Genomic DNA, 15,511 nt, shown 5'->3' with positions numbered 1-15,511 from the left:
CGGCCGGACCGCGTTGTTACCGTGCCGGGATGGCTGAATCCTCACGTGACACAGCGGAAGGCGCCGGCTGGGGCGCCGCGGAGCGCGGCGCGTACCGGCGGCTCATGCCCGAGCGGGTCGAGAAGCTCTCCTGGCTGGACCCGCGGACGCTGTGGGCGGCCCGCAACGGCGTACTGGCCTCCTGGTTCGGCGATCCCACCGGCCGCACCCGACAGCGCTGGGTGGCCCGGCGGGCGGCGGCGGGCGCCCCGGCCGACAAGGTGATCCGCCGGGACGACCCCGACCGGTTCTCCTTCCTGGTGATCGGCGACACGGGAGAGGGCGACGACCCGCAGTACGCGGTCGTGCCGGGGCTGCTGCGGGCGGGCGGGGACACCCGGTTCGCGGTGCTGGCCAGCGACGTGATCTATCCGGTGGGCGCCGCCGACGACTACGGCACCAAGTTCTTCCGGCCGTACCAGGACTACCAGGCACCGATCTACGCGATACCCGGCAACCACGACTGGTACGAGGACCTCGGCGGCTTCATGCGGGTCTTCTGCGACGACACCCCGCCACTGGACCCGGAGCCGGCGCCGAGGCCGCTGACCCGCGGCTGGCTGCGCGCCCTGCTGTGGCACCGGCCCCGCCCGGACGACGGCCGACGGCTGGCACAGGCGCGTGCGCTGCGGTCGGCGCCGGCCCAGCGGGCCGTGCAGCCGGGGCCGTACTGGGCGATCGACGCGGGCCCGGTGCGGATCGTCGGGATAGACACCGGGCTGCTCGGGACGGTCGACGCCGAGCAGGGGGCGTGGCTGCGCGAGGTGTCCCGGGGGCCGCGCCCGAAGATCCTCGTCACCGGCTCCCCGCTGTACGTGGACGGCGAGCACCACCCCTGCGCCATCGAGGGCGGCGGCACGGTGGACGACCTCGTCCGCGACCCGGCCCACCACTACGTCGCGGCGATCGGCGGGGACATCCACAACTACCAGCGCTATCCGGTCGACGTGGCCGGCCGCACCGTCCAGTACGTGGTCGCGGGCGGCGGCGGGGCGTTCATGCACGCCACCCACACCATCCCCCGGGTCTCGGTCGGCGGCGTCACCGAGGCGGACTTCCGGTGCTATCCGCTGCGCGGCGACTCCCTCGCCTTCTACAGCGGGCTCTACGGCCGCCGGCTGCGGCTGCGCCGCTTCTTCACCCTCACCGAGGCCGAGGCGACCGCCGTGATCGCCGAGCGGCTCGGGATCGGGCCGACCCGCGCCCAGGCGGCCGGGGCGGCCCGGGTCACCCGCCGGGTCCGGCTGGTCGCCGGGCTGCTGGGGACCGGGCGGCGGCCGGAGCGGCAGAAGCGGTTCCGGCTGCCGGTGCGGAAGATCTACACGCAGCTGTTCTCGCCGGGTTCGGCGACCTACAGCCCACCGTTCTTCAAGTGCTTCCTGCGGCTGGACGTCGCCCCGGACGCGGTCCGGCTGCGCTGCTTCGCCGCCACCGGCAACCGGGCCCAGGAGACCGACCCGCCGGTGGAGGACGAGGTGACGATCCCGCTCGGGTGAGCGTCACCAGCGGCCCGCCGCGCTGCCGGTGAGCGGCTCGGAGGGGCGGCCGTCGACGCCGACGGGCACGTCTCCGTGCAGCATCACGCGGTGCATGGTCCGCGGGTGGTCCAGGTGGGCGTTGTCGCTCGGCGCGAGATGGATGGTGGCCCGGTTGTCCCAGAAGGCGACGCTGCCCGGCGCCCAGCGGAACCGGACGGTGTACTCGGGCCGGGTCGCCTGCTCCAGCAGCAGCTGGAGGACCGCCGCGCTCTCGGGCCGGGTCAGGCCGGTGATCTGCTCGACGTAGTAGCCGTTGACGTACAGGATCCGCTCCCCCGTCTCCGGGTGGACGCGGACCAGGGGGTGGACGGTGGCGGTCTGGTGGTCGAGCAGCCGGCGCAGGTAGGCGTCGTCGCCCGGGCGGGGCTGGTAGCCGACGCCCAGGCGGTGCTCGGCGCGCAGGCCGTCCACGAAGGCGCGCAGCGGGGCGGAGAGTCCGGCGTAGGCGGCGGCCAGGTTGGACCAGGTGGTGTCGCCGCCGTACGGCGGTACCGTCTCGGCGCGCAGGATGGTCGCGGCCGGCGGGTCGACGCGGGCGCCGTGGTCGCAGTGCCAGCCGCGCAGCAGGGAGTGCCGGCGGCGGGCGAGCCACTCGTCGTGTTCCATGCCGAACCGGCCGCCCAGCTCCAGCCGGTCGGCGGTCGTCTCGACCTCCGGGAAGCCGGGCGGCGACGCCTTGCCGCGCCGGGGCAGCACCACCGGTTCGCCGAACCGGCGGGCCAGGGCGACGTGCGCGGCGTGGTCCAGCCGCTGGTCGCGGAAGAAGACCACCTTGAAGCGCAGCACCGCCGCGCGGATCGCGGCCACCTGCGCGTCGTCGAGGTCGCCGGCCAGGTCGACACCGGTGAGGTCGGCGCCGATGTGCCCGGCGGCGGGCCGTACCTCGATCCCCGCCGTCCCCTGCGCCGCCCGTTCGGCCCTGTCCGTCGTCATGTGCGCTCCGTCGGTCGTCCCGGCCCCCGTCCTTCGGAGATCGTGACAGCCGGCGCCCGGTATGGCGACAGTGCCAGGGGGAAACATGGTGGCCGGGCCCGATTTCACGATCTCCAGGAAGGCACGTACCCGTGACCCGTATCCCGGCACACACGCTCAGCGACGGCACCTCGCTCCCCGCGCTGGGGCTCGGCACCTGGCCGATGGACGACGCGGAGGCCCAGCGGGCCGTGGCCGCGGCCCTGGACCTGGGCTACCGGCTGATCGACACCGCGGCGAACTACCGCAACGAGACCGGCGTCGGCCTCGGAATGGCCGACTCCGGCGTGCCCCGCGAGGAGATCGTCGTCACCACCAAGCTGCCCGGCCGGCACCACGGCTACGAGGAGACCCTCGCCTCCTTCGAGCAGTCCCGGGCCCGGCTCGGCGTGGACTACGTCGACCTGTACCTGATCCACTGGCCGCTGCCCCGCGTCGACCGGTACGTCGACTCCTGGAAGGCCATGATCAAGCTGCGCGAGGAAGGGCTGGTCCGGTCGATCGGCGTCTCCAACTTCACCGCCGGGCACATCGAGCGGCTGGAGCGGGAGACCGGCGTGCTGCCGTCGGTGAACCAGATCGAGCTGCATCCGCTGCTCCCGCAGGACGAGCTGCGCGCCTTCCACGAGCGCAAGGGCATCCGCACCGAGAGCTGGAGCCCGCTGGGCCGCGGCAGCGACCTGCTCGACGACCCGGCCGTCGCCGCCGTGGCCGACGCCCACGGGGTGACTCCCGGCCAGGCGGTGCTGCGCTGGCACACCCAGCTCGGCGCGGTGCCCATCCCGAAGTCGTCGGATCCCGGGCGGCAGCGGCACAACCTCGACGTCTTCGGCTTCGAGCTGGACGCGGAGCAGCTGCGGGCGATCGGCGACCGTCCGCACCGGCGGATCGGCGGCGACCCGCAGACGCACGAGGAGTTCTGAGGCGGTCGCCCGGGCACCGGAACCGGCGCCTGTGGGCAGCAGCAGCCGCCGTGAGCGGGCGGGACCGGCCGCGGGAGTAGCCCGGCCGGCGGGACCGTACGAGGAGTGCGGAGGCGTGATCCCGCGGGCGACTGCGGGGGCCGGGGGGCGGCACGGTGATCGTCCTGGACCACGGCACCTGTCGGCCGGCCGCTGAGCCATGACCGGCGGGGGCGGCCCCGCCCCCGCCGGCCCGTCGGCTTCGCGGCGTCGCCGGCGCGCGGGCACGCCCGGTTCCGGGCCGGCGGCGCCGAGCCGCGCAGCGAATACGCGCTGACCCGCTTCCGGGCCGGCGGGGTCGGGGTCGGGCAGGAGGGCGGGGCTGCTGGTGAAGACGGCGGGCGGTCCGGCGCGGGCCCGGCGCCCCGGACCCGCGCCGGGCCCGTTCGGTGCGCACCGGACGCGCCGCTCGGCCAGGTCGCGGCGGAGAGCGCCGCATCCCTCACTCCTGGGGCAGCGGCTGCTCGGCCCAGATGGTCTTGCCGCCGCCGGACGGCCGGCTGCCCCAGCGCTGGGTGAGCTGGGCGACCAGCAGCAGTCCCCGGCCGCCCTCGTCGAAGGCGTGCGCCCGGCGCAGGTGCGGTGAGGTGGGACTGCCGTCGGAGACCTCGCAGATCAGGCTGTGGTCGCGGATGAGGCGGAGCTGGATGGGCGGTTCGCCGTAGCGGATGGCGTTGGTGACCAGTTCGCTGACGACCAGTTCGGTGACGTACGCGGTCTCGCCCAGGCCCCAGGCGGCCAGCCGCTCCATGACGGAGGTCCGGGTGGCGGCGACCTGCGCGGGGTCGGGGGAGATGTCCCAGGTGGCGACCTGGTCGGCGCCCAGCGCCCGGGTGCGGGCCAGCAGCAGGGCCACGTCGTCGCTGGGGTCCTCGGGCATCACGGCCTTGAGCACGTTGTCGCACAGCGCGTCCAGCGAGGGCACGGACGCGGTCAGCGCCCGGCACAGTTCGGCGATGGCCTGGTCGAGGTCGCGGACCCGGTCCTCGACCAGGCCGTCGGTGTACAGGGCGACGACGGAGCCCTCGGGCAGTTCCAGTTCCGTCGCCTCGAACGGCTGCCCGCCGACACCGAGCGGCGGCCCGGCGGTCATGGCGACCAGGTGCGCGGAGCCGTCGGGCAGTACCACGGCGGGTGCCGGGTGCCCGGCGGCGGCCAGCGTGAGGCGGCGGGAGACCGGGTCGTAGACGGCGTAGAGGCAGGTGGCGCCCAGTTCGGCGGCCTCGTCGCCCTCGCCGCCGGCGGAGAGGTGGGTGACCAGGTCGTCGAGGTGGGTGAGGAGTTCGTCGGGCGGCAGGTCGACGTCGGCCAGCGTGCGGACGGCCGTGCACAGGCGGCCCATCGTCGCCGTGGACGGGATGCCGTGGCCGACGACGTCGCCGACCACCAGCGCGACCCGGCTGCCGGAGAGCGGGATCACGTCGAACCAGTCACCGCCGATACCGGCCGCCGACCCGGACGGCAGGTAGCGGTGGGCCACCTCCACCGCCACCTGTCCGGGCAGACCGGTGGGGAGCAGGCTGTGCTGGAGGGTCAGCGCGGTGCTGCGTTCCCGGGCGAACCGGCGGGCGTTGTCCACGCAGACGGCGGCCCGGCTGGCCAGTTCCTCGGCCAGGACCACGTCGTCGTCGACATACGGTTCCCCGGGCGCGGCACGGGCCAGCAGCACCACCCCGAGGACGGTGCCGCGCGCCCGCAGCGGCACCGCCAGGGCCGAGCGGACCCGGCCGCGCCAGGCCCGGTTGTGCGGGGCCTGCTCGTTGCGCAGCCGCATCCAGCGCTCGAAGTCGGGGTCGCCGGGGCCGCTGAGCACCGCCCGGCCCTCCCGCAGCGCCCGGGCGGGCACCGAGTACGTCGGGTGGACGACCTGTTCGCCCAGGTGGGGGGTGGGCCGGGGGTAGCCCTCGGTGGCTGAGCTGTGCGCCACCCGGCGCAGCGAGATGTCCGTCACCGACTCCACGGCCGGCTCGTCGCTGCCCAGCACCCAGTCGAGCAGGTCGACGCCGGCGAAGTCGGCCAGCCGGGGCACGAGGAGGTTGATCAGTTCCTCGGCGGTGCGGACCACGTCCAGGGTGGTGCCGATGCCCGTGGCGGCCTCGTTGAGCAGGGCCAGCCGCTGCCGGGCCCGGTGCTGCTCGGTGGTCTCGAACCCGGCCATGGCGACGGCGGTCACGGCGCCGGAGGCGTCGCGCACCGGCCACATCTCCACGGTCCAGGCGTGTTCGCCGAGCTGGGAGGAGGCGGGCGTGAAGGTCTCGTAGCGGGTGGGCCGGCCGGTCTCGGCGACCTGCCGCAGATGCTGGTGGAAGCCCGAGCCGTCGGCCTCGACCTCCTCCATGATGTCCGAGAGCCGTCGGCCGACCAGCTCCGGCTCGGTCACGCCGAGCAGCCGCAGCGCGGTGTCGTTGGCGCGCAGGTAGCGCTGGCCGGTGTCGTGCACGGACATGGACAGGGAGGACTGCCGGAAGGTCTCGCCGGTCAGGACGAACGTGCCCGTGTCCGGATGCTCGACGGTGACCGCGTACCCGCCCGGGGTGCCGTCCCCGGTGAGCAGCGGGTGCCCGCGCAGCGCGAGCGCCACGGCGGAGCCGTCCCGGCGCCGCACCAGGGCCGCGCCCGTCAGGGCGGACACGGCGCCGGGCTCGACGTCGTGGGCGAGCAGGTCCCGCGCGGGCCGGCCGACGGCCTCCTCGGCCGGGTACCCGGTCAGTCGCCGGGCGCCCTCGCTCCACCCCGTGACCAGGCCGTCGGTGTCCACGATCGCCGCAGCGGAGGCATGCTCCATGCCGTCCAGGATTATCCCTTTACGTCCCACTATCAAACGCTGTGCGGCCAGAAGGGCTCCTGACCGCGATTCCTAGGGCCGGTGAGCGCGCAGCGCGGCCAGGGCCCGGTCGGCGTGCGCGGCCATCCGCAGCTCGCTGCGGACGGCGTCCAGCACCGTGCGGTCCTCGGCGATGACGAAGGTCACCCGCTTGGTCGGGGCGAGGGTGAACCCCCGTCGCACCCCGTACCGCTCACGGACCGCGCCGTCCGTGTCGGACAGCAGCGGCATGCCCAGTCCGTGCCGGCCGGCGAACTCCCGCTGCCGCGGTACGGGGTCGCCGCTGACGCCGACCGGGCGGGCGCCGACGGCGGCGAACTCGGCGGCCAGGTCGCGGAAGTGGCAGGCCTCGGCGGTGCAGCCGGGGGTGAGGGCGGCCGGGTAGAAGAACAGCACCACCGGCCCGTCGGCGAGCAGCCCGGTCAGGGTGCGTGCGGTGCCGGTCTCGTCGGGCAGCGTGAAGTCGGGGGCGGGGTCGCCGGGCCCCGGGCGGGCGCTCATGACCGCCGCCCGGCGCCGCGGGCGACGCCGCGGGCCCACAGCACCAGCGGCAGTTGCAGCGGCAGTCGTCCGTAGGCGGCGCTCTTCAGCGGGGCGGGGCGGTGCCGCCAGTCCACGGCCATCTTGACATTGGCGGGGAAGACGCCGACGAAGAAGGCCGCCGCCACGTTGGCGGCGACCGGCCGGGTGCGCGGCAGGGCGATCCCGGCGGCCAGCGCCAGTTCGGCGGCGCCGCTGGCGTACGTCCAGGTCCGGGGCGTGCCCGGCAGGCCGCGCGGCACGATCGCGTCGAAGACCCGCGGTGCGGCGAAGTGGGCGGTGCCCGCGGCGGCCAGCAGGCCGGCGAGCAGCAGGGGTGAGCGTTCGGACCGGGACACGGTTCCTCCTCGGGGGGCCTGGCGCGCGATATTACTCGACGGTAAGGCGGCGTGGGCGGCCGGGCGGCCGGACCTCGCGCGAGCGAGCCGGGGAGCGCCGGGGCGGCGAGCGGCGAGGCCGGGACCGGTACGTCGCCCGGCCCGGTCGACCGGCCCAGGGGGCCGCGGCAGCGCCGGACATGCCGTACTCCCGGCAGGGCCGCACGCCGTACTCCCGGCGCCGCCTCCAGTCGTACTCACGGCGCCGCCTCCAGGGGACACCGCGGGCGCCGGCGGCACCGAGGGCGCCTCCTCACCGAGGGCGGAACCCTCCCGTCACCGGAAGACTCACGCGCCACCCGCACGCCCCCGCACCGCCTCCACCGGACGCCGCGGACGCCCGCGCCACCGAGGCCGGAACCGCCCGGACGCCACGGACGCCCGCACGTCCCGCCCCCGTCCCCCGCCGCCCGGGCCCACCGGGACAGCCGCTCCGGTGCAGCCTCTGGCCCGAGGGAGTTCCCGCCAGGGCGGGACGGCTGCGGTCGGCCGCAAGTCGCCGCAGCGGACGTCACGGCCGCGCCCCCGCCGTTCCGCCCGCAGCGGACCTCACAGCCGCGCCCCCCGCCGTTCCCCCCGCAGCAGCCACGCCAGGTAGACGCCGCCGGCCACTCCGGTCAGGACGCCGACCGGCAGCAGGGCCGAGCCGGTCAGGCGCTGGGTGGTCAGGTCGGCGGCGGTGAGCAGCAGGGCACCCATCCAGGCGGCGGGCAGGACGTTGGGACCCGCGGCCCGCGTCACCCGGCGGGCCAGTTGCGGCGCGGCCATCGCCACGAACGGCACCGGCCCGGCCGCCGCGACCGCCAGCGCGGTCAGCCCCGTGCCCGCGCTCAGCAGGACCAGCCGGCTGCGCTCCGGCGGCACACCGAGCGCGGCGGCGGTGTCGTCGCCCATCTCCAGCATGGTCAGACGGCGCGCGAACACCAGGACCACCGGGCCGAGCGCCACGACACCGAGCGCCGCGATCCATACGTCGCTCCAGTCCCGCGCGTTGAGCGAGCCGATCGTCCAGCTCGCCGCCTGGGCCGCCTTGCCGATGTCGGCGCGCAGGTACAGGAAGTTGGTCACCGCGCCCAGTACCGCCGAGGCGCCGATGCCGACCAGTACCAGCCGGTAGCCGTGCACGCCGCGCTTCCAGGCCAGCAGATAGACCGCCGCGGCGGTGGCGACGCCGCCGCACACCGCGCCGACGGCGGTCTGCGAGGCGCCCGCGTCCAGGACGATGATGGCGACCAGCGCGCCCGCCGACGCGCCGTTGCCGAAGCCCATCACGTCGGGACTGCCGAGCGGGTTGCGGGTGAGCGACTGGAACACCGCGCCCGCCATGCCCATCCCGAACCCGACCAGCGCGGCCACCAGCGCGCGCGGCAGCCGCAGGTCGAGCACCACGAACTCGGCGCCGGGCGGGCCGTCGCCGAACAGGGTGCGCACCACCTCGGCCGGGGACAGCGCGTAGGTCCCGGTGCCGATGGCGAACACCATCGCCAGCGCCACCAGCGCGGCCAGTGCCGCGCAGACCAGTACCGTCCGGGGGTCGAACCGCACCGACCAGCGTCCGGCCCGCAGCAGTCCGCGCCGCAGGCCGGCCCGGGACACCGCGGGCCGCTCCTTCTCCTTGACCGGGCTCACAGCTGAGCCACCTTCCGCTGCCGTACCAGATGGATGAAGAGCAGGCCGCCGAGGAACGCGGTCACCGTGCCGACCTCGACCTCCGAGGGCGGCACCACGATCCGTCCGACGACGTCGGAGACCAGCAGCAGCACCGGCGCGAACACCGCGCAGTACGGCATGAGCCAGCGCGGGTCGGGTCCGCAGAACGCGCGGGCGGCGTGCGGAATCATCAGGCCGACGAAGGCGATCGGCCCGCACACGGCGGTCGCGCCGCCGCACAGCAGGGTGATGGCGACGACGGAGAGCACCCGTACCCGCCGCACCCGGGTGCCCAGCGCCAGCGCGTGGTCCTCGCCGAGCGCGATCGCGCCGAGCGGCCGGGCCAGCGCGAAGGCGAGCAGCGCGCCCGCCACCAGCAGCGGCAGGACGGTGAGCAGCAGGGAGAGGTCGCGCTTGGCGAGCGTGCCGACCGACCAGAACCGCATCTCGTCCAGAGTGCTCAGGTGCCACAGCGAGAGGCCGTTGACGTAGCCGAACAGGGCCGCGTTGACGGCGGTTCCGGCGAGCGCGAGCCGGACCGGGGTGGCCCAGCGGCCCCCGCCCAGGGCGTTGACGGCGGTGGCGGCGACGGCCGCGCCGATCAGCGCGAACCACAGGTACCCGGTGAACGAGGTGATGCCGAGGACGCCGATCGCGGTGACCACGGCGGCGGACGCGCCCGCGTTGACGCCGAGCAGGCCGGGGTCGGCGAGCGGGTTGCGGGTCAGGGTCTGCATGACCGCGCCGCCGAGGCCGAGGGCCGCGCCGACGGCGACGCCGATGAGGGTGCGCGGCAGTCGCAAGTCCCGCACGATCGCGTCGTTCTCGGTGCCCGAGGGGCTGAACAGGCCGGTCCAGACCTGGTCGAGGGGGATTCCCTTGGCGCCGACGGCCAGCGACAGGGCGGCCGCCGCGGCCAGCAGCACCAGGCCGAGCAGCAGCCCGGCCGGGCGCAACGCGGCCCGGCCGCGCGGGCGGTGGGCGCCGGGCGCCGGCTTCGGCGGGGCGGGGGCCGTCGCGGCGCTCACGGGGTCGCCGCCGGGGCGGGACACCGGGGGGCGGGCACCGTTTTCGGCCGGTGCAGTGCACACATTCCAATGGACATGTGGTTAGCTTAGGCTACCCTTACCGGAGCTTGTTGACGATCACGTCGACAGCACCGGCACCACCTGTATACCCAACCGCGGTCCACGGAGAACACCGATGACCACCCTGCCCAGTTCCGCCCCGAGCGATGCGTCCCCGGACATCCGTCCGGTCCGGGTCACCGGCCCGCGCGTCGCACGTCTCCACCAGGAGACGGACGGGGCCGACGCGGTGCGGCGCGCTGCGCTGGCCGCCGAGTTCTGGGCAGAGGCGGAACGTTTCGGCACTCCGCTGGTCGAGGAGTTGGACGGCCTGCCCGGCCATCGCGCGGTCACCTTCCTGTGGCGCGGCCACCGCGCCACCCGGCAGGTGCTGTTCAACGGCAACCGCATCACCGACCGCGACCACCTCGCCGGTTCGCTCCTGGAGCGGGTGCCGGGGACGGACGTATGGCACCTGGGGCTGCGGCTGCGCGCCGATCACCGCGGCTCCTACCGGCTGGCCGCCGACATCTCGACCGGGCAGCCGCCGGCCGACCCGGCCCGGCTCCAGGAGCGGCTGCGGTCGCTGTCCGCGCACGCCGCCGCCGACCCGCTCAACCCCCGGCGGGTGGCCACCCGCTGGCAGCCGGCCGACAGTTCGGTCTTCGCCCTGCCCGACGCCCCGGCCCAGCCGTGGACCGGGCGGCGGGCCGCGGCCGGGGCCGGCCGGGTCGAGCGGCACCGGGTGCCGGCCGGGTCGCCGACCGGCGACCGGGACACCTGGGTGTACCTGCCGCCGGGGCTGACCCGGCACACCGGGGCACCGCTGCCGGTGGCCGTGCTGTGCGACGGCGACATGTGGTTCGGCCGGCTCGGCTTCGGCGACACCCTGGACGCGATGATCGCCGACGGGGCGCTGCCGCCGCTGGTGGTGGTCGCGCCGGACGCCGTGGACCGCCGTACCCGCTGGCGCGACCTCGGCGCCCGGGAGCCGTTCGTCGCCTTCCTGGCCGACGCGCTGCTGCCCTGGGCGGCCGGCCGCTGGCCGCTCACCACCGACCCGCGGCGCACCGTGGTGGCCGGCCAGAGTCTCGGCGGCATGACCGCCCTGTACGCCGGTCTGCTGCGGCCCGACCGGTTCGGCAGCGTCCTCGCCCAGTCCGCCTCGCTGTGGTGGCGGCCCGGGCTGCCGTCGCCGGCCGGCCCCAAACCCGCCGTGCCGGGCGACCCCTGGCTCGTCACGCGGTACAAGTCCGCGCCGCCCCGCGCCCTGACGGTCCATCTGGACGTCGGGCTGCACGAGGGCGCCATGGTCGACCACAGCCGCGCGCTGTACGGCGCCCTGAGCGCGGCCGGCTGTCCGGTGACCTTCGACACGTACAACGGCGGTCACGACTACGCCTGCTGGCACGGCGCCCTCGCCGCCGGCCTGGTCCGGCTGCTGGGCCGCTGACCTTCCCAGACCTTTTCCCGACCCCTTCCCCGACCGTTTTCCGCCATCATCCGCAACCGAGGAGTCCTGCTTCCATGTCCTGTGCACGTTCCACCCGCAGAACCGTTCTGACGTCCGCCGCCGCGGTCCTGACCGGAGCGATCCTCCTGACCGGCTGCGGGAGCGACGACGGCGACGGCGGCAGCGACAGCGCGAGCGGCAAGGAGTCGGGCACCCGTCAGGTCACCGACGCCACGGGCCGCGAGGTCGACGTGCCCACCGACCCGAAGAAGGTCGTCACGCTGAGCGAGCCCACCCTGGACGCCGCGCTCGCGCTCGGCGTCGAGCCGGTCGGCGCGACCGCGGGCCGCGGCCAGTCGGGCGTCTCCAGCTACCTCGCCGACAAGGCGGACAAGGCCCAGGTCGTCGCCACGGTCGCCGAGGCCGACATGGAGAAGGTCGCCGCCCTCCAGCCCGACCTGATCCTGCTGGACGAGACGACGGCCGTGAAGTCCCAGGTCTCCAAGCTGGAGTCGATCGCCCCGACGGTGGTCACCGCCAAACTGAACGAGGACTGGAAGAAGGCGTTCACGGCCACCGCCGACGCCCTCAACAAGAAGTCCGCGGCCGAGAAGATCGTCAGCGACTTCGACGCCGACGTCGCCGCCACCAAGAAGAAGCTGGGCGACAACGCGGGCGCCTCGGTCAGCGTGGTCCGCTGGCAGAACGGCGCGCCGTCCGCGGTCGGCCGCGGCGTGGGCCACGTCGGCTCCACGATCAGCGCGCTCGGCCTGGACCGGCCCAAGGACCAGCAGGGCGTGGGCTCCGGCCACAGCGAGCCGGTCAGCCTGGAGAAGCTCTCCACCATCGACGCCGACTGGCTGGTCTTCGGCACCCTCGGCGACCAGGCCGACGGCGAGAAGGCGTACGCCGAGGCCAAGAAGGTCCCCAACTTCTCCAAGCTGAACGCCGAGCAGGAGGGCCACGTCGTCGTGGTCGAGGGCTCCGCCTGGAACAGCGCCGGCGGTCCGCTCGCCGCGCAGATCGTGCTGGCCGACCTGACGAAGGCGCTGGCCTCATGAGCGGCGCGCTGGACGGCCGGCTCGCCCTCGTGACGGGGGCCGGCCGGGGCATCGGCGCGGCGGTGGTCACCGCCCTCGTCGCGGAGGGCGCCCGGGTGGTCGCCACCGACCTCGCGTTCGACGACGCGGCGGCGTTCGGCGAGCGGGTCACCACCCGCACCCTGGACGTCACCGACGCCGCCGCCGTGGAGGCGCTGGTGCGCACCGCGGAGACGGAGACCGGACCGCTGGACATCGCCGTGAACGTGGCCGGCATCCTGCGCGACGCGCCCGTCACCGAACTGTCCGACGAGGACTGGGCGGCGCACTTCGCGGTCAACACCACCGGCGTGTTCCACGTCTCCCGGGCCGTCGCCAGGCGCATGACCGCCCGCGGCCGGGGCAGCATCGTCACCGTCGCCTCCAACGCGGGCGGCATCCCCCGCGCGGGCCTCGCCGCCTACGCCGCCTCCAAGGCCGCCGCGGTGATGTTCACCAAGTGCCTCGGCCTGGAGGTCGCGCGGCAGGGCGTGCGCTGCAACACGGTCTCCCCCGGCTCCACCATGACCGACATGCAGCGGGCCCTGTGGACCGAGGGCGAGGAGGAGGCGTCCGCGCGGCGGGTGGTCGAAGGGGACCTGGCGTCCTACCGCACGGGCATCCCGCTCGGCCGGATCGCCGAGCCCTCCGACATCGCCGACGCCGTCGTCTTCCTCGCCTCCGACCGGGCCCGCCACATCACGATGCACGACCTGTACGTCGACGGCGGCGCGACCCTGCGGGCCTGACCCCCACCCCGGCTCAGACCCGCTCAGACCTCCCCCACTGGAGACTGTCATGTCTGTTTCCCTACACGAACCCACCGCCGGCCGCACCGCCGCGCCGCCCGTCTCCCCCGGCGCGGCGACCTCCCTGCTCGACGCGTACCGACCGGCCACCGACCGCTTCCTGGCCACCCCCCACCGGACGCTGCTGGGCCGCGGCACCGCCACCGTGATACCCGACGACGCCCGCCCGCCGGCCGTGCGGGTGCGCGAGGTGCTGGACGGGCTGCGCCGCCCGGGAGCCGCGGCGCCGGTCGTGGTCGGCACCCTGCCGTTCGCCCCGGACGGCCCGGCCGCGCTCGCGGTGCCGGACATGGTGCACTGGGCGCCGCCGCTGCGCGAGGACCCGCTGGTCGCACTGGCCGTCCCGCACGACGAGGACCGGCCGGACTGGCAGGTCCAGGAGGTCCCCTCCCCCGAGCGGTACGGTCAGGCGGTCGCCTCGGCGGTCGCCCGGATGCGGGCCGGCGAGTTCGACAAGGTGGTCCTCGCCCGCAGCCTGGAGCTGACCTCGCGCCGCGAGCCCGACCTGCCGGCCATGCTGCGCCGGCTGGCCCGCCGCGACCCGGCCGGCTACACCTTCGCGGTGCCCAGCGGCCCCGGCCGCACCCTGATCGGCGCCAGCCCCGAACTGCTGGTCGCCCGGCAGGGCGGCGCGCTCACCGCCAACCCCCTAGCCGGTTCGGCGCCGCGCAGCGAGGACCTCGCCGAGGACGTGCGGCGCGCGGTCGCCCTGCTGGAGTCCGAGAAGGACCTCCATGAGCACGCCGTCGTGGTGGCCGCCGTACGGGAGGCGCTGGCCCCCTTCTGCACCACGCTCCGGGTGCCCGAGCGGCCCACGCTGGTGCGCACCGCCGCCATGTGGCACCTGTCGACCACGGTCACCGGCGAACTGGCCGACCCGCGGGCCACCACCGCGCTGGACCTGGCGTCCGCGCTGCACCCCACCCCCGCGGTGTGCGGCACGCCCACCGAGCTGGCCCGGCAGGTCATCGCCGAGTCGGAGCCGTTCGACCGGGGCGCCTACACCGGTATGGTCGGCTGGCAGGACGCCGACGGCGACGGCGAGTGGGTCGTGACGATCCGCTGTGCCGAGGCCGAGGGCAGGACGCTCCGGCTGTTCGCCGGCGCCGGGGTCGTGGCCGCGTCCACGCCGGAGGCCGAGACGGCGGAGACCGCCGCCAAGTTCCGTACCTTCCTGCACGCTGTTGGAGCTTCGCTGTGACCCTCACCCCCGGTGTGGACTCCCCCACCTGGCCCGCCGAGTTCGCCGCACGCTACCGCGCGGCCGGCTACTGGCGCGGCGAGACCTTCGGCTCCATGCTCCGCGAGCGCGCCGCCGCCCACCCCGACCGGATCGCCCTGATCGACCCGGCCCCCGAGCGCCGCACCTGGACCTACCGGGAGCTGGACCAGCGGGCCGACCGGCTGGCCGCCGGATTCCTGGCGCGCGGCATCCGCAAGGGCGACCGGGTCGTCGTGCAACTGCCCAACGTGGGCGAGTTCTTCGAGGTGGTCTTCGCGCTGTTCCGGATCGGCGCGCTGCCGGTGTACGCGCTGCCCGCACACCGCGAGACGGAGATCGCCCACTTCTGCTCCTTCACCGAGGCCGTCGCGTACGTCGTACCGGACCGGCACGCCGGCTTCGACCACCGTGACCTGGCCTCGCTGATGCGCAAGCAGAACCCGGGTCTGGAGCACGTCTTCGTGGCCGGCGACGACCCTGGCGAGCACACCCCGCTGAGCGAGGTGCCGTGCGAGCCGTCCGGTCCGTTCGACGGGCCCGAGCCGCACGAGCTGGCGTTCCTCCAGCTGTCCGGCGGCACCACGGGACTGAACAAACTCATCCCGCGCACCCACGACGACTACATGTACTCGCTGTGGGGCTCCAACGAGATCTGCGGGGTGGACGGCGACACCCGGTTCCTGGTGGTGCTGCCGGCCGCGCACAACTTCCCGATGAGCTCACCGGGCTGGCTCGGCGTGCTGTACGCGGGCGGCACGGTGGTGCTGTCCCCGCGGCCCGACCCGGCGACCGCGTTCCCGCTCATCGAGCGCGAGCGGATCACCATGACGGCGATGGTGCCGCCGCTCGCCCTGGTGTGGACGGACGCCGCCGAGGCCACCGCGCACGACCTGTCGAGTCTGGAGCTGGTGCTGGTGGGCGGCGCCAAGTACAGCGAATCGGCCGCCCGCCGCCTGGAACCCGCCCTCGGCTGCCGCCT

Annotated in this window: 13 protein-coding genes; 7 read left to right on the top strand and 6 right to left on the bottom strand. The window is 75.2% G+C overall.

Going from position 1 to position 15,511, the window contains the following annotated elements; genetic code table 11:
* The first annotated feature begins 29 nt into the window (after nucleotides 1-29).
* A complete protein-coding gene (locus tag AB0G32_RS37870) occupies nucleotides 30-1,535 on the top strand; it encodes a metallophosphoesterase (protein ID WP_361174659.1) in 1,506 nt (501 codons plus the stop codon).
* A 3-nt stretch (nucleotides 1,536-1,538) separates the two neighbouring features.
* On the opposite strand, the gene AB0G32_RS37865 is transcribed toward AB0G32_RS37870, so the two are convergent.
* Complete coding sequence (locus tag AB0G32_RS37865) at nucleotides 1,539-2,510, bottom strand: TauD/TfdA family dioxygenase (protein WP_361174656.1); 972 nt, start codon at nucleotides 2,508-2,510, stop codon at nucleotides 1,539-1,541.
* A 131-nt stretch (nucleotides 2,511-2,641) separates the two neighbouring features.
* Here AB0G32_RS37865 and AB0G32_RS37860 point away from each other — a divergent pair, with 131 nt between their 5' ends.
* On the top strand, nucleotides 2,642-3,472 hold the full coding sequence (locus AB0G32_RS37860) for an aldo/keto reductase (protein WP_361174653.1): 831 nt from the start codon (nucleotides 2,642-2,644) through the stop codon (nucleotides 3,470-3,472).
* A gap of 481 nt (nucleotides 3,473-3,953) precedes the next feature.
* Here the strand turns inward: AB0G32_RS37860 and AB0G32_RS37855 are convergent, their stop codons facing one another.
* From AB0G32_RS37855 to AB0G32_RS37835, 5 genes are all read right to left on the bottom strand, one after another.
* Nucleotides 3,954-6,296, bottom strand: coding sequence for a SpoIIE family protein phosphatase (locus AB0G32_RS37855; RefSeq protein ID WP_361174650.1), 2,343 nt, complete (start codon nucleotides 6,294-6,296; stop codon nucleotides 3,954-3,956).
* A gap of 72 nt (nucleotides 6,297-6,368) precedes the next feature.
* The gene (locus AB0G32_RS37850) at nucleotides 6,369-6,836 is read right to left on the bottom strand and encodes a peroxiredoxin (protein WP_361174646.1); all 468 of its coding nucleotides are present in this window, start codon (nucleotides 6,834-6,836) and stop codon (nucleotides 6,369-6,371) included.
* Nucleotides 6,833-7,213, bottom strand: a complete 381-nt coding sequence (locus tag AB0G32_RS37845; RefSeq protein ID WP_361174643.1) for a hypothetical protein — start codon at nucleotides 7,211-7,213, stop codon at nucleotides 6,833-6,835. The genes AB0G32_RS37850 and AB0G32_RS37845 overlap by 4 nt, the downstream gene beginning before the upstream one ends.
* A gap of 588 nt (nucleotides 7,214-7,801) precedes the next feature.
* On the bottom strand, nucleotides 7,802-8,881 hold the full coding sequence (locus AB0G32_RS37840; RefSeq protein ID WP_361174640.1) for an iron chelate uptake ABC transporter family permease subunit: 1,080 nt from the start codon (nucleotides 8,879-8,881) through the stop codon (nucleotides 7,802-7,804).
* The gene (locus AB0G32_RS37835) at nucleotides 8,878-9,930 is read right to left on the bottom strand and encodes an iron chelate uptake ABC transporter family permease subunit (RefSeq protein ID WP_361174637.1); all 1,053 of its coding nucleotides are present in this window, start codon (nucleotides 9,928-9,930) and stop codon (nucleotides 8,878-8,880) included. The genes AB0G32_RS37840 and AB0G32_RS37835 overlap by 4 nt, the downstream gene beginning before the upstream one ends.
* Nucleotides 9,931-10,105: 175 nt before the next feature.
* Between AB0G32_RS37835 and fes the strand changes: the two genes are divergently transcribed.
* The 5 genes from fes to AB0G32_RS37810 form a co-directional block, all read left to right on the top strand.
* Nucleotides 10,106-11,422, top strand: coding sequence for an enterochelin esterase (gene fes / locus AB0G32_RS37830; RefSeq protein WP_361174633.1), 1,317 nt, complete (start codon nucleotides 10,106-10,108; stop codon nucleotides 11,420-11,422).
* A 74-nt stretch (nucleotides 11,423-11,496) separates the two neighbouring features.
* On the top strand, nucleotides 11,497-12,483 hold the full coding sequence (locus tag AB0G32_RS37825; RefSeq protein ID WP_361174630.1) for an ABC transporter substrate-binding protein: 987 nt from the start codon (nucleotides 11,497-11,499) through the stop codon (nucleotides 12,481-12,483).
* Nucleotides 12,480-13,250, top strand: coding sequence for a 2,3-dihydro-2,3-dihydroxybenzoate dehydrogenase (locus AB0G32_RS37820; protein ID WP_361174627.1), 771 nt, complete (start codon nucleotides 12,480-12,482; stop codon nucleotides 13,248-13,250). The genes AB0G32_RS37825 and AB0G32_RS37820 overlap by 4 nt, the downstream gene beginning before the upstream one ends.
* Before the next feature lie 49 nt (nucleotides 13,251-13,299).
* Complete coding sequence (locus AB0G32_RS37815; RefSeq protein ID WP_361174624.1) at nucleotides 13,300-14,511, top strand: isochorismate synthase; 1,212 nt, start codon at nucleotides 13,300-13,302, stop codon at nucleotides 14,509-14,511.
* Nucleotides 14,508-15,511, top strand: a 1,004-nt coding sequence (locus tag AB0G32_RS37810) for an AMP-binding protein (protein ID WP_361174620.1), incomplete at its 3' end; no start/stop codon positions are given. The genes AB0G32_RS37815 and AB0G32_RS37810, both read left to right, overlap by 4 nt.

Origin of the sequence: Streptomyces sp. NPDC023723, assembly GCF_040639815.1 — a bacterium.
Taxonomy (GTDB): domain Bacteria; phylum Actinomycetota; class Actinomycetes; order Streptomycetales; family Streptomycetaceae; genus Streptomyces.
This window is presented reverse-complemented; position numbering and strand designations above follow the sequence as displayed.

Excerpts from the sequence above, each read along its gene's own strand:
- AB0G32_RS37855 (WP_361174650.1), bottom strand. The coding sequence starts at position 6,296 with ATGGAGCATGCCTCCGCTGCGGCGATCGTGGACACCGACGGCCTGGTC.
- AB0G32_RS37825 (WP_361174630.1), top strand. The coding sequence starts at position 11,497 with ATGTCCTGTGCACGTTCCACCCGCAGAACCGTTCTGACGTCCGCCGCC.
- AB0G32_RS37850 (WP_361174646.1), bottom strand. The coding sequence starts at position 6,836 with ATGAGCGCCCGCCCGGGGCCCGGCGACCCCGCCCCCGACTTCACGCTG.
- fes (WP_361174633.1), top strand. The coding sequence starts at position 10,106 with ATGACCACCCTGCCCAGTTCCGCCCCGAGCGATGCGTCCCCGGACATC.
- AB0G32_RS37865 (WP_361174656.1), bottom strand. The coding sequence starts at position 2,510 with ATGACGACGGACAGGGCCGAACGGGCGGCGCAGGGGACGGCGGGGATC.
- AB0G32_RS37820 (WP_361174627.1), top strand. The coding sequence starts at position 12,480 with ATGAGCGGCGCGCTGGACGGCCGGCTCGCCCTCGTGACGGGGGCCGGC.
- AB0G32_RS37815 (WP_361174624.1), top strand. The coding sequence starts at position 13,300 with ATGTCTGTTTCCCTACACGAACCCACCGCCGGCCGCACCGCCGCGCCG.
- AB0G32_RS37870 (WP_361174659.1), top strand. The coding sequence starts at position 30 with ATGGCTGAATCCTCACGTGACACAGCGGAAGGCGCCGGCTGGGGCGCC.